The 12,920-nt window shown below is 39.4% G+C and carries 13 protein-coding genes and 1 pseudogene; 5 read left to right on the forward strand and 9 right to left on the reverse strand.

From position 1 onward, the window contains the following. Positions 1-402: 402 nt before the first annotated feature. The 4 genes from AC07E5_RS07630 to ftsY form a co-directional block, all read right to left on the reverse strand. Positions 403-1,068 (reverse strand): DUF2057 domain-containing protein, encoded by a 666-nt coding sequence (locus AC07E5_RS07630; RefSeq protein ID WP_498625157.1) that lies wholly within the window; start codon positions 1,066-1,068, stop codon positions 403-405. Positions 1,069-1,268: 200 nt separating this feature from the next. Further along, positions 1,269-1,862 (reverse strand): nitroreductase family protein, encoded by a 594-nt coding sequence (locus tag AC07E5_RS07635; RefSeq protein ID WP_498625159.1) that lies wholly within the window; start codon positions 1,860-1,862, stop codon positions 1,269-1,271. Between the two features lie 265 nt (positions 1,863-2,127). Next, entirely contained in the window at positions 2,128-2,814 is a 687-nt protein-coding gene (locus AC07E5_RS07640) for a nitroreductase family protein (RefSeq protein ID WP_179990189.1), read from the reverse strand. Positions 2,815-3,020: 206 nt separating this feature from the next. Further along, positions 3,021-4,127 (reverse strand): signal recognition particle-docking protein FtsY, encoded by a 1,107-nt coding sequence (gene ftsY, locus AC07E5_RS07645; protein ID WP_004976589.1) that lies wholly within the window; start codon positions 4,125-4,127, stop codon positions 3,021-3,023. Between the two features lie 186 nt (positions 4,128-4,313). Here ftsY and AC07E5_RS07650 point away from each other — a divergent pair, with 186 nt between their 5' ends. Both AC07E5_RS07650 and AC07E5_RS07655 read left to right on the forward strand, forming a co-directional pair. Beyond that, complete coding sequence (locus AC07E5_RS07650) at positions 4,314-5,648, forward strand: M16 family metallopeptidase (RefSeq protein WP_498625161.1); 1,335 nt, start codon at positions 4,314-4,316, stop codon at positions 5,646-5,648. Positions 5,649-5,660: 12 nt separating this feature from the next. Continuing rightward, entirely contained in the window at positions 5,661-7,301 is a 1,641-nt protein-coding gene (locus tag AC07E5_RS07655; RefSeq protein ID WP_498625162.1) for a M16 family metallopeptidase, read from the forward strand. On the opposite strand, the gene AC07E5_RS07660 is transcribed toward AC07E5_RS07655, so the two are convergent. Together AC07E5_RS07660 and AC07E5_RS07665 are read right to left on the reverse strand one after the other, a co-directional pair. After that, positions 7,198-7,515 carry a hypothetical protein gene (locus tag AC07E5_RS07660; RefSeq protein ID WP_498625163.1) on the reverse strand — a complete coding sequence of 106 codons (318 nt, stop codon included), beginning with the start codon at positions 7,513-7,515 and terminating at the stop codon, positions 7,198-7,200. The two genes, AC07E5_RS07655 and AC07E5_RS07660, sit on opposite strands and share 104 nt — an antisense overlap. A 136-nt stretch (positions 7,516-7,651) precedes the next feature. Continuing rightward, a pseudogene (locus AC07E5_RS07665) lies at positions 7,652-7,915 on the reverse strand (hypothetical protein); the annotation flags it as partial. Between the two features lie 219 nt (positions 7,916-8,134). Between AC07E5_RS07665 and AC07E5_RS07670 the strand changes: the two are divergent. The 3 genes from AC07E5_RS07670 to AC07E5_RS07680 all read left to right on the forward strand — a co-directional run bounded on the left by AC07E5_RS07670 (position 8,135) and on the right by AC07E5_RS07680 (position 9,448). Next, entirely contained in the window at positions 8,135-8,368 is a 234-nt protein-coding gene (locus AC07E5_RS07670; RefSeq protein ID WP_004976599.1) for an SEL1-like repeat protein, read from the forward strand. A 151-nt stretch (positions 8,369-8,519) separates the two neighbouring features. Next, entirely contained in the window at positions 8,520-8,894 is a 375-nt protein-coding gene (locus AC07E5_RS07675; protein WP_004976601.1) for a DUF2750 domain-containing protein, read from the forward strand. Positions 8,895-9,013: 119 nt separating this feature from the next. Further along, entirely contained in the window at positions 9,014-9,448 is a 435-nt protein-coding gene (locus AC07E5_RS07680) for a CBS domain-containing protein (protein ID WP_096901450.1), read from the forward strand. A gap of 92 nt (positions 9,449-9,540) precedes the next feature. Here AC07E5_RS07680 and trpB read toward each other — a convergent pair whose 3' ends face one another. The 3 genes from trpB to AC07E5_RS07695 form a co-directional block, all read right to left on the reverse strand. Further along, entirely contained in the window at positions 9,541-10,749 is a 1,209-nt protein-coding gene (gene trpB / locus AC07E5_RS07685; RefSeq protein ID WP_498625165.1) for a tryptophan synthase subunit beta, read from the reverse strand. A 104-nt stretch (positions 10,750-10,853) separates the two neighbouring features. Further along, complete coding sequence (locus tag AC07E5_RS07690; RefSeq protein WP_498625167.1) at positions 10,854-12,041, reverse strand: vWA domain-containing protein; 1,188 nt, start codon at positions 12,039-12,041, stop codon at positions 10,854-10,856. 14 nt (positions 12,042-12,055) lie between these two features. Then, complete coding sequence (locus tag AC07E5_RS07695; RefSeq protein WP_004976610.1) at positions 12,056-12,907, reverse strand: AAA family ATPase; 852 nt, start codon at positions 12,905-12,907, stop codon at positions 12,056-12,058. Positions 12,908-12,920: the final 13 nt, after the last annotated feature.

Consider the following 12,920-nt stretch of genomic DNA (forward strand, 5'->3'; position numbering starts at 1 on the left):
CAATTTTCTGACTTAAATTTCGCTCAAATAAACTTCGAGTAATTTAAACCAATCAATCAATGAAATATTTTCGATCAATCAATCAGTAAAAATCCACACAAGTTGTTCTTCATAATCTCTTAATGATTTCCTGTTATTTCGTCAATAACAGCACCAATTCAATCAACACTGCGTTGGTGTGTTGCGTATTCTATACAGTTTTTGAATAGACGCAATATATTTTTTAGTTTTTTTTCAAAAAAAGCACCATCCGCCCAAGTTTTAAGCGTATTTGATATTTTTATCACACTTTTCTTATGATTTGTCTTTTTTTCGCACTTTGCTAAATTGGTTTTTTAAATAAATCCTTTTAAAGCGATAACAAAAAACAACCAGCTCAATTGAGCTGGTTGCAAATCTTTATTAATTGGCTTGTTCTGCAAGCCATGACATGAATTTTTGTCGCTCTGCTTTACTGGCTTGTTGCCACAATTGAATCAATTGTTGCTCTTTGCCCTGTGTTTGTTTTTGTGTAGGCAATTTGGTTGGGGTAGTTTTCTCAGATGGCAATACTGCTGCCGCGGTATAAACTGCTGCTGGCTGATTAACAGCCGTACTGTTTTGAGTTGCATCTACTGTTTTATTGCGTAAGCTACCGCTTAACCAACCAGTTGAACTTGCTTTGGCACCTGTTTGTTGTACTAACAATTGATTCTTTTGATTATATAAGCCAACGCTAGGTTGATCTTTAAATTCTTTTGCAGCATCGAAATCTTTAGGTGGATTCACCAAAGCAAGTCGATAGTTTTCACCATCTTGAAGAATTGGAGTTTTGAGCGTAATAACACCCGATTTTAAAATATCGTGCGCACCATTATGATGTTCAAAATATTGTTGATACCGCAAGTTAATGACATTTTCACCCGCATTGACTTTCACTTGTTGTGCAGAACTGAATAAACCTGAACGAATTTCTTGATCATTTACAGCGAGTAACTTAATTTCTTCTGGTACTGCAATGGTTACTGCTGCAAATGCTGAACTACAAGCCATCAATGCAATACTTGCTACGCCTAATTTAAATGCCATATTTCACTCTGTATCATTTATTAAAGTTTGATTGCACTATGCAATGTATAAATGACAGTTTTATGACAACCTATAAGTTCAGGCATTTTCACATGAATAAGGAAGTTACTAAGAGACAGCATTAACACTCCCTCGAAACAAAAAAAGTAGAATGAATCATCACCCTACTTTTTAGTCTGTGCAGTATGTATTGCTAGAGCTTAGTTAAAGCTTTTGAAACGTTCTGCATCATCCATAAATGTTTTTTCACCCGCAGGTGCTTCAATTGAACCAAACACCAATTGAGCACGCAGTTTCCAATTTGCTGGAATGTCATAAGTTTGAGCAACTTCTTCATCTACGATTGGGTTGTAGTGCTGTAATGATGCACCCACATTGATTTCAGATAAAGCTGTCCACACTGCGAATTGTGCAATCCCTGTTGAATGCTCTGACCATACTGGGAAGTTGTCTGCATATAGCGGGAATTGCTCTTGTAGACCTTTTACAACATCTTGATCTTCAAAAAATAAAGCTGTACCAAAACCTGCAATAAAGCTATTAATTTTTGCTTCAGTGTTTGCAAATGCTTCTGCAGGAACCATTTTATGTAAAGTTTCTAAAACGATGTTCCAAAATTGTGTATGCGATGCACCGTATAAAGTCACAACACGTGAAGTTTGCGAGTTAAATGCAGATGGGCTTAAACGAACTGCTTGTTTGATTGTACTTTCAATAGTTGCCTGATCTACAGAAACATTTTTACCAAGTGCATAGATTGAACGGCGTTTTTCTAATTGATTTAAAAATGACATTTTTAATTCCTCTGCAGAATTTTGTATAAATTAATTGATACAGCGATATTAAGCTTTTTATTCAGCATAAACATTACAAAAAATACGACAGTGTGTTTTATGTATAGAACGATTATAGTTATATAAAGTGACAAATGTATGTGACTGCATCTATATACCTCTAATTCTATAGATACAGTCTATTGCAATATAAATATGCTGCGGTTCGCTCTTTGTAGCACATAATAATAAGCTGATTTGACCAATCTTCATCAAATGCTGTTATTTAAGCATAGACTTTAAATTGATTTTGATAGTGTGCATGACTCCGTTCGGTTACTTCTTCTTCAATTGATCCAAAAACGAGTTGTGAACGTAACAACCATGTATCTGGAATATCAAAATGCTCTGCCACAGCACGGTCTATGTTTGGATTATAATGCTGTAAAGATGCACCCACGCCTGAATCTGCCAGTGCTGTCCACACTGCAAATTGCGCCATGCCTGAAGTTTGCTCCGACCAAATTGGAAATTCTGCAGCATTAAATGGAATTTTCTTTTGCAATTGACGAATCACTTGTTGATCTTCATAGAACAATACCGTGCCAAAACCTGCTGCACATTGTTCGATTTTCATTTTAGTACCTGCAAAAACCTGCTCTGGTACAAACTGACGTTGTACTTCCTGTACTAAATTCCAAAATTTTTTATGTGATTCAGAAAATAAAATAACCACGCGCGTACTTTGTGAATGATGTGCCGATGGACAGCTACGCACAGCTTCCTGAATCAGCTCGGTCATATAAGTTTGGCTAAAATGAACGCGTTTTCCTAAAGCATAAATACTACGGCGCTTTTTTAATTGATCGATGAAAGTCAGTTCATTTGCGTCATAGTTCGGCTTTTTCTTAAGCTTAAAGTCTTTCGTGATATCTGCTGTAAGCACATGACCAATTTTATTTAACAGTGTCATTTTGACTTCCCCAAAAAATCAATCAAAATCAATCTAATATTTTTTCTTATTCTATATAGACGAAAGTGCTTTTATTCAGATTCGTATTTTTAGCTGCTGCTTTTTACAACACTCAAACCCGCTAAAAACAACAAACTCCGCATTTTGCGAAGTTTGTGTGAAACTTACAGCATTTTACATTTTAGCTTTAAAACTTAATTCAAAACTTATTTTTCAGTTTCAAACAGTGCTGCAACAAATGCTTTGGCTGAGAATGGACGTAAATCATCAATTTTTTCACCCACACCAATAAAGCGAATTGGCACATGGCTACGGCTTGCAATGTTAAATAACACGCCGCCTTTTGCAGTGCCGTCCAGTTTAGTGATGGTGATGCCTGTTAAGCCAACAGCCTCATCAAACATTTCCACTTGGTTAATGGCATTTTGACCCGTGCCTGCATCCACAACCAACATCACTTCATGCGGTGCAGTCGCATCAATTTTTTGCATCACACGCTTAACTTTAGTCAATTCTTGCATCAGGTTGCTTTTGTTATGCAAACGTCCAGCAGTATCTGCAATTAACACATCAATGCCTTTGGCACGCGCACTTTCAAACGCATCGAAAATAACAGAAGCACTGTCTGCACCGTGACCTTGTGCAACAACGGCAACATCGTTACGCTCACCCCAAATCTGCAATTGTTCTGTCGCTGCAGCACGGAAAGTATCCCCTGCGGCCAACATGACTTTTTTACCTTCGCCTTGTAAGCGTTTCGCTAACTTGCCAATGGTTGTGGTTTTACCTACACCATTCACACCCACGACTAAAATCACATAAGGGGTTTTATTGGCATCAATATGTAAAGGTTTTACCCGTGGCGCAAGCAAAGCCACTAATTCTTCTTGCAAAGCCTTATATAAAGAATGTGAATAAATTAAGTCGCCACGCGCAGTACGCTCGGTCAAATTGGCAATAATGGTTTTCGTTGCATCTACACCAATATCTGCAACCAACAGTTGTTCTTCGACTTCTTCTAATAATTCATCATCAATTTCTTTACCGCCAATCAGAATATTCACCATGCCATCGGCAAAGTTTTTACGGGTTTTGGTTAACCCTTCTTTCATGCGACTAAAGAAACCACCTTTCGCAGGCGCATCCGTGTCTGATGATGTTTCTGCAGCATGTTCAGAGGTTTCTGCTTGTTGTAGAGGTGTTGTTTCAACAATCGGAATATTTACCGCTGGTAAATTCGGTAATGTGACATCATCATCTCCGATATCAGCATCAATCAAAAATTTATTTTGCCCATTAGATTGCTGTTGCATGCCGAATCCTTGAAAAGCATTGCGTTAAAAAATCGGATTCTAACATAAACCAATTGCTTTTACCTCGTATTCCAACCACATAGCCGCATACAAAAAATACCTACAGCAATCCTTGCCTTTCCGCTTTAATTTCTGAAAGATAAGCCGATAACGATTGATCTCCACTTGCTTATGTTCCAATTTTCGATGAAGTCTGTTTGTGCGTTGCTTTGGGGTTTAACAGCTTCGATTAGCCATGCTGAAGTTTTAGCTGCGAATAACACTTTTGAAACCACACTCAACAATGGTTTAAAAGTCATTATCCGTGAAGACCATCGTTCTCCCATGGTGATGACTCAAATTTGGTACAAAGTGGGCAGTAGCGATGAGTCCGGAAATACACTTGGGATTTCGCACGTACTTGAACACATGATGTTTAAAGGTACAGCCAAGGTGCCGAATGATGAATTTACCCGTTTAAGTCGTATTTATGGTGGCAGTGTCAATGCAGCAACCTTTACCAATTACACGAATTATTATCAGCTCTATCCCAAAACTTATTTCCCACTGGCTTTAGAGTTGGAAGCCGACAGAATGAGTAATTTGTTAGTTCGCCAACAAGACTTTGAGCCTGAAATTAAGGTGGTAATGGAAGAACGGCGGCAACGTACCGATGATAATCCACGGGCTTTGGCTTTTGAACGCTTTAAATGGATTGCCTACCCAACCAGTCATTATCGCCAACCCATTATTGGGCACATGAAAAACTTGCAAAGCATTCAGCTGCAAGATGTACAGGCGTGGTACAAAAAATGGTATCGCCCCAATAATGCTATTCTAGTGATTGTGGGCGATGTAGATCATCAAGCCGCATTGTTGCAAGTCCAAAAGTATTTTGGAGATATTCCGAAAGCACCTACGCCACCGCGCAATGATGTGTTGGAGTTTGAACAATTAGGTTATCGGCACATGGAATTGTCTGCGACTGTGCAAGTTCCTAATTTATATATGGCTTGGAATGTCGGTTCATTGGCAACAGCTAAAAATCCTCAAGATGCCTTCGCGCTCACTATCATCAAACAACTGTTAGACAGTGGAATTACTTCACGTTTAGAACAGCGCTTGGTCAGAAACAATAAGATTCTTAGCTCAGTCAGTGTCAGTTATGACCCGTATCAACGTGGGGATAGTTTGTTTAGTATTTCAGCATTGCCTGCAGCAGGTGTAACGTTAAGCGAAGCACAGGTCGCGATTCAAAACGAAGTGGATACGCTAAAACAGGATTTGGTCAATTCAAGTGAAATTGAGCGCGTGGTAACTCAATTTGTGGCCAATTGGATTTATAGTCAGGATGATTTGGCAGGACAAGCCCGAACCATTGGCAATTTGGAAGTCAATGGATTCAGTCACCGTTTAATCGATGTTTTACCACAACACTTCCAAGCGATTACTGCCCAAGATCTGCAACGTGTTGCGCAAAGTTACTTTAACAAAGACAGACTTAGCACCTTGTATTTATTACCTCAAAGCACAACACCTTAAACTGTGATTTTCATGAAAAAACATCTATTCAGCACGCTTATTTTAAGCACTAGTTTTAGCCTATGTTCTGCTGGCTTTGCGATGGAAACTGCCACCACAGCAGCGCATGATTTTGCTGAAACAGATGTAAGTACGCCTTTACAATCTTTGAGCTTGCTGCACAGTTTAAATGCCGTAAATGAATTGGTCGATGTTCGCGCTCCACAGGTATATGAATTAAAAAATCATCGACACGTACGCACTTTATTTGTCGAAAATCCTGCTTTGCCAATGGTTGATATCCAACTGACTTTTAATGCAGGTTCTGCCCGCGATGCAGAAATTGAAAAAGGTTTATTTGGCGTTGCCAATATGGCAGCCCAACTGATTGATGAAGGCACCAAGCGTTATAAGGCAGAGGAAATTGCCGCAGCCTTTGAAACCACAGGCGCACGTTTTAGTACCACGGCGTACCGCGATATGTTTGTGGTACGGCTAAGAACACTGTCTGAGCCGCAGAAAATGCAAACTGCCGTCAAAATGATGCTAGAAATACTGAAAAACTCGACTTTTGAGCGTTCCAATATCCAGCGTGTGCAAAGCAATACACAAATCGGACAAAAACAGCTGCAAGAAAACCCAAGTCGCTTAATGAATATTCGCTTATATCGTGCAATTTACGGACAACATGTCTATGCGGAACCTATTACAGGCACCAATGCCAGCATCAAACGGATTCAACCAGCGCACTTACAACAATTTAGAGATCAGTTTTTGGTCGCGCAAAATATGAATATTGCCATTACAGGCAAATTAACCTTAAAAGAAGCAGAAAAACTTGCCAATACCATCAGCGCACATATTGCCCAAGGTGTTGCAGCAACAGCTTTGCCACAGCCTACACCTGCAACACGTTTCAACATCCAGCATATTCCCTACCGGTCACAACAGGCGCATGTCAGTATTGCGCAACTTGCGACTACACGGGATGATCCTGATTATTTGGCTTTGGAAATTGCAAATAAAATGCTGGGCGGCAGCAGTTTCAATTCTATTTTGATGAAAGAATTACGAGTAAAACGTGGCTACACTTACGGTGTAAGCAGTTCGTTTCGTTTGACCCAAGCTGCGGGTTTATTTAGCTTAGGCTATTCTACGCGCCAAGATCAATTACTCGATAGTATTCAAGTCGCTCACCAAAGCTTAATTCAGTTTGTACAACAACCCATTAATTTGCAGCAATTAAAAGAAACCAAAGCAGGTCTAATTCGTGCTTTTCCGAATCAATACAGCAGCAATGCCAGTATTAATGCACAGCTTGGGCATATCGGTTTTTATCGACTTTCTGCTAATTATTTAAGTGATTATGCAGAACGCGTGGAGAAAATTACCGCAGAAGATGTGCAACGTGCGATTCGCAAACATTTACACCCAGATCGTTTAACTTTGGTGATTGTAAGCGAACATTTAGATAAAGCTGCATTGGAAAAAATGCTACAGAACAATTTACTTGCGCCAACATCTTTAACACCGACACCGCACAAGATAAATACGACGCCAACAGAAAATATTACTCTTGCACCAATGCAGGAAGTTGTTGAGCCCGATCTTGTTCCATCCGATGTGCCTGCATTAATTTTAGATAATGCACATAACGAATCGGACGATGATTGAGTAAACGCACTGCCATATCTTGGGTATTGGCATACATAGATTGTTGCGACAAACGCTCGACATTTTGAAATTGTTGCACACCAATTGGACGATAAAGCGCAACACTTGCTAACGTTAAAATAATCAAAATGATACTCAGTACAACAATATTATAAATTTGCTCGAGTTTCAGTTGAGAAATAAATTGAATCGTTTTTTGAATTGCGTTGTGCATGACCTACCTCTAATCGCCTTAGTGTAGGATGCCCGTGTGAGTTGTACAAGTTAAACAGCTCAATTTTTACTGTATCGTCACGGTAAAAATTGAGCCTTTTCTACAAATTCTACAAAGCATTCAGCTTTAGCCAANCTTCGGCAGGATGCAGTTCATCTTCATCAGCGATACGCAGTAATTCACCATCATAATTACGGTAAAATTCTATACGATCGCTTCGCTCTAAAGTCTTAGCAAAATCAGCCACACGTTTACGTTGCGCCAGACAGTATTCACCTAAATGAACATCTCGACGGAAAATTGCCTCATCTAGTTTTTTACGGTGATGATATGCCAACTCAATAATTTGAGAAGTCAATGGAGGTACATCAAAAGCACATCCATCTACAGATCTTGTCATGTTATTCTCCTTTTTTATCATGCTTAGAGCTTTAGTTTAATCAAAATTAAACTTGCTCAATGTTTAATCATGTAAACTTGAAATATGCTAATCAACCCCGATAATTATTTGACAATTCAATCAAATTGTAATATTAGTTTAACAATAAAGCGTTAAATTGATATGAAGCCTAAAAGGTAGGCTTAAATTAGTAATCATAATTACAATAAGGAGTTTAATATGATTCAAACGATCTCTCACCATGACTTAGAGCATGTTTATGCAAATGCGGTAAACACAATTCATTCACAAATGAACTTCCAAGATGCGGTAAAACAACTCGAAGAAGCTGCACGTGCAGGACATGGTAAAGCAGCAATGTTCTTGGCAGAACTGTATTATCAAGGTTTCCGTGTAGAACGTGATTCATTGAAAGCACAATACTGGCAAAACATGGCCACCATGCAAGCATAATAAAACGTCACTTAGGTGGCGTTTTTTTTGACCCTTAATTTAGATATTTAAACCATTAATACATATTTATTTACGATTTTAAGCAAAGCTTAAACGGTATATTCATCTATTCTTTTTACAATATAGCCAAATTTTACAACCTTGCTTGATTATGAATCAGATTAACCAACTTCACCCCTTACCAAAGGATTTCTTGCTTAAAGTTACACTATTAAAATCAATGATGTACTGCGGTGTACTTTGGGGTTTATTCCATCAAGGGTGGGCAATGAGTTCAGATCACGATGATTATATTTTCCCTTTTTGGTTAAATGCGGTACAAGCGCATAAATATGCTGCTAAACACTGGCCACAATATAGTCCTCGTAAAATTTCCGCGCAGGATTTTGAAACTTTTTTATTACCAACGCTCACCCGTTTAAATGTCACGCCAACCTTGTTTGGTTCGTCAAGTCAAAAAATTAAACTGACCACTTCACAAATGAAGCATTTCTTTTTTAATGAACCTGCGTTAAATATTGCTTAAATACAAACTGAATAGAATTGACGTAAAAATCAACAATCGTGACTCTAAAGTATTTGCAATTTTTACAATTCACGTTACTTTAAAAGTCAAACAATAAACAACAAATCAGGACACAGAATATGACCAAGGTAACTCACGTTTTACAAGATAAAGCACATCACGAAATTTACACAATTCGCCCAGAAGCAACGGTTTTAGAAGCAATTAGTTTAATGGCTGAAAAAGGCATTGGTGCGTTGGTGGTTACCGATCAAAACAATCATGTGGTTGGTATTCTGTCTGAGCGTGATTACACCCGTAAAGTTATTTTGATGGAACGAACTTCTAAAAGCACAACGGTTAGTGAAATTATGACTGCTAAAGTACTGACCGTGACCAAAAACACCAGTGTGAAAGAATGCTTAAACTTAATTACTGACCATCATTTACGTCACTTACCTGTACTTGAAGATGAGCAGTTGGTAGGTTTAGTGTCGATTGGTGACTTGGTGAAAGCGACTATGGATGATCAGCGCAAACTGATCGAGCAGTTACAACAATATATTGCAAGCTAAGACACTGTTTTATAAAACCTGCCAAATATAAAGTAAAGATAAAAAAACCGCCTAAACTTACACATTTAGGCGGTTTTTCATATTCAGTAGAATTAATTCAAACCTAATTTTTCTGCTACATAGTCTGAATCTTTATCACCACGACCTGAAAGATTAACCACAATTTTCACGTTTTTTGCCATTTTTGGTGCTTCACGTAATGCCCACGCCACCGCATGTGAGCTTTCCAAAGCAGGTACAATACCCTCTACACGTGACAACGTCATAAAGGCATCTAAACATTCTTGGTCAGTTGCCGTTGAATACTCCACGCGACCAATGTCTTTTAAGAAGCTATGTTGCGGCCCCACACCTGGATAATCCAAACCAGAGGCAATAGAGTGCACTGGCAATGGCTCACCATGTTCATCTTCAAGTACATAACACGCCATACCGTGAAGCTGGCCTGGTTTACCCAAAGTTAGGGTTGCAGAGTGTTGATCTGTATCTAAACCATGCCCTGCAGGCTCAACACCCACAAGTTTCACTTCTGCATCATTTAAGAATGCGGTAAATGCACCCACTGCGTTTGAACCACCGCCCACACATGCCACGATATAATCTGGGTTTACACCAAAACGCTCTTGGCTTTGCAGTTTAATTTCATCACCTATAATAGATTGGAAATCACGCACCATTTTTGGAAATGGGTGTGGCCCAACCACAGAACCAATCGCATAAATAAAGTTTTTTGGGTCTTTTAAATATTCTTCAAAAGCGCTGTCCACTGCATCTTTTAAAGTGGCTGTACCGCGGGTCACTGAAATCAGGTTGGCACCTAGAATTTTCATTTTCACCACATTCGGGTGTTCTTTTTCAATATCAACTTGTCCCATGTGAATTTCACACGGAATTCCCACTAGCGCACATGCCGTCGCCAAGGCTACCCCGTGCTGTCCCGCACCAGTTTCTGCAATGACTTTGGTTTTACCCATATATTTGGCTAGTAATGCCTCGCCTAAACAGTGGTTGATTTTATGTGCACCAGTATGGTTTAAATCTTCACGCTTTAAATAAATTTGCGCACCATCTAACTGTTCAGATAAACGCTTGGCATGGAATAAAGGACTTGGACGGCCAACATAGTGAGCAAACAAATCTTTTAATTCATTCTGAAATTCTGCCGTTTTACGAATTTCCTCATAAGCAACGTTAATTTCATCCATGGCTTCTTTTAAATGTGGTGGAATAAACTGCCCGCCATATTGCCCGAAAAAACCGTCTTCATTCGGTAATGCGATGCCATTGATTTGATGATCCATATCGATCCCCTCAGATTGAAATTCACGTTGCCTATCGTATTGCTATTTCATCAATATGCATGCAATAACTGATATTGATAAAAAATTAATGGAAAAAATGGCGCTTATCGCGCCAAATATTTCGTCATATCTTCAATGCCTTTTAAAGTCATTGGATACATATGATGTTCAAAAATTTGTTTAATTAAACCAATGGTATGTGTGTAATGCCAATAGCCTTCCTGTTCAGGATTCAGCCATGCGGTTTTTTCAAAATGCTGACGCAGACGTTGTAACCAAACTTGCCCTGCCTCATCATTCATATATTCTACCGAACCACCAATCGAATTCAGCTCATAAGGTGCCATACTCGCATCACCGACCACAATTACCCGATAGTCGCGTCCATAGGTATTAAATAAATCCCATGTATTCATACGGGTACTGCTACGGCGTAAATTGTCTTTCCAAACATAGTCGTATAAACAGTTGTGGAAATAAAAATATTCGAGGGTTTTAAACTCAGTTTTGGCCGCACTAAACAGTTTTTCACATTGGGCGATGTGTGCATCCATCGAGCCACCCACATCAAACAACAACAACACTTTGACGCGATTACGACGTTCTGGCACCAATTGCACATCTAAAATGCCCTGTTTGGCAGTTTCTCGGATAGTGCCATCAATATCCAATTCTTCAGCTGCACCTTGACGGGCAAATTTACGCAAACGACGCAGTGCCAATTGCATTTGTCGTGTACCTAAAATCTGTTCATCGTCTAAATTTCGATACTGACGCTGCTCCCAGACTTTAACAGCTGAACGCTTACGTCCAGGCCCACCAATGCGTACACCTTCAGGATGATCACCAAAAGCACCAAACGGTGATGTACCGCCCGTACCAATCATACGGTTGCCACCCTGATGCTTTTTATGCTGCTCGCGTAAACGCTCTTCCAGCATTTTCATCAATTCTTCTAAAGAGCCTGCTTTTTTCAGCTCTTCGCGTTGTTCTGGCGTGAGATGTTTTTCTAATAGTTCTAAGTCGAACCAGTCTTTAGGCAATTGATGAACTTGCTGCAGTAAATCATCTAAATCAAAAGTGGAAATGCCATCAAAATAATCTTTCATGGCACGGTCAAACTTGTCAAAAAAACGCTCATCTTTGACCATGACGGTTTTAACAAGTTGATAGAATTCATCTTGATCTGCAAAAACCAGACCCGATGCCACCGCCTGATTTAAGTCAATCAATTCACGTGTGGTGACAGGTACACCGTAACGTCGCAAGGTATAAAACAAGCGCACGAACATGGCGTTGTCCTCCCTTAACGGCGCGACATAAAGGCTAAACGCTCAAGCAATTGCACATCTTGTTCATTTTTGATTAATGCACCGTATAAAGGCGGAATGGCTTTGCTTTTATCGCTATTACGCAAAATATCTTCCGGCATGTCATCTGCCATCAATAGGCTTAACCAATCAATTAATTCAGACGTAGATGGTGGTTTTTTTAAGCCCGGAACTTGGCGCAATTTAAAGAAAACTTGTAAAGCTTCTGAAACCAATGTGCTTGAAATATTCGGGAAATGCACATCGATAATATCGCGCATGGTCGCTTCATCTGGGAAATCAATATAATGGAAGAAACAACGACGTAAAAAAGCGTCTGGCAGCTCTTTTTCATTATTTGATGTGATGATCACGATTGGACGTTGTGTTGCCGTAATGGTTTCGCCTGTTTCATAAACATAAAACGACATTTTATCGAGTTCATGTAGCAGGTCATTTGGGAATTCAATATCTGCCTTGTCAATTTCATCAATCAACAACACACAGCGTTCTTCGCTGGTAAATGCTTCCCACAATTTCCCGGGTTTAATATAGTTTTTAACGTCATACACACGGTCATCGCCCAGTTGGCTGTCACGCAAACGCGACACTGCATCATATTCATATAAACCTTGCTGCGCTTTGGTGGTCGATTTAATGTGCCATGTAATCAACTTTAAACCCAAACTTTTAGCAACTTGCTCTGCCAATAAGGTTTTACCTGTACCTGGCTCACCTTTCACCAAAAGCGGTTTTTGCAAAGCACGTGCGGCTTTCACCGCAAGTTTTAAACTATCAGTCGCAATGTACTGATCTGTACCCGAAAATTGTTGCGCATCAACAGACATGATTTTACCTTAA

The organism is Acinetobacter seohaensis (assembly GCF_056431365.1).

What these genes read in the sequence shown, in the direction of transcription:
- AC07E5_RS07630 (WP_498625157.1), bottom strand. Translation starts at nt 1,068, where the DNA reads ATGGCATTTAAATTAGGCGTAGCAAGTATTGCATTGATGGCTTGTAGT.
- AC07E5_RS07635 (WP_498625159.1), bottom strand. Translation starts at nt 1,862, where the DNA reads ATGTCATTTTTAAATCAATTAGAAAAACGCCGTTCAATCTATGCACTT.
- AC07E5_RS07640 (WP_179990189.1), bottom strand. Translation starts at nt 2,814, where the DNA reads ATGACACTGTTAAATAAAATTGGTCATGTGCTTACAGCAGATATCACG.
- ftsY (WP_004976589.1), bottom strand. Translation starts at nt 4,127, where the DNA reads ATGCAACAGCAATCTAATGGGCAAAATAAATTTTTGATTGATGCTGAT.
- AC07E5_RS07650 (WP_498625161.1), top strand. Translation starts at nt 4,314, where the DNA reads ATGAAGTCTGTTTGTGCGTTGCTTTGGGGTTTAACAGCTTCGATTAGC.
- AC07E5_RS07655 (WP_498625162.1), top strand. Translation starts at nt 5,661, where the DNA reads ATGAAAAAACATCTATTCAGCACGCTTATTTTAAGCACTAGTTTTAGC.
- AC07E5_RS07660 (WP_498625163.1), bottom strand. Translation starts at nt 7,515, where the DNA reads ATGCACAACGCAATTCAAAAAACGATTCAATTTATTTCTCAACTGAAA.
- AC07E5_RS07670 (WP_004976599.1), top strand. Translation starts at nt 8,135, where the DNA reads ATGATTCAAACGATCTCTCACCATGACTTAGAGCATGTTTATGCAAAT.
- AC07E5_RS07675 (WP_004976601.1), top strand. Translation starts at nt 8,520, where the DNA reads ATGAATCAGATTAACCAACTTCACCCCTTACCAAAGGATTTCTTGCTT.
- AC07E5_RS07680 (WP_096901450.1), top strand. Translation starts at nt 9,014, where the DNA reads ATGACCAAGGTAACTCACGTTTTACAAGATAAAGCACATCACGAAATT.
- trpB (WP_498625165.1), bottom strand. Translation starts at nt 10,749, where the DNA reads ATGGATCATCAAATCAATGGCATCGCATTACCGAATGAAGACGGTTTT.
- AC07E5_RS07690 (WP_498625167.1), bottom strand. Translation starts at nt 12,041, where the DNA reads ATGTTCGTGCGCTTGTTTTATACCTTGCGACGTTACGGTGTACCTGTC.
- AC07E5_RS07695 (WP_004976610.1), bottom strand. Translation starts at nt 12,907, where the DNA reads ATGTCTGTTGATGCGCAACAATTTTCGGGTACAGATCAGTACATTGCG.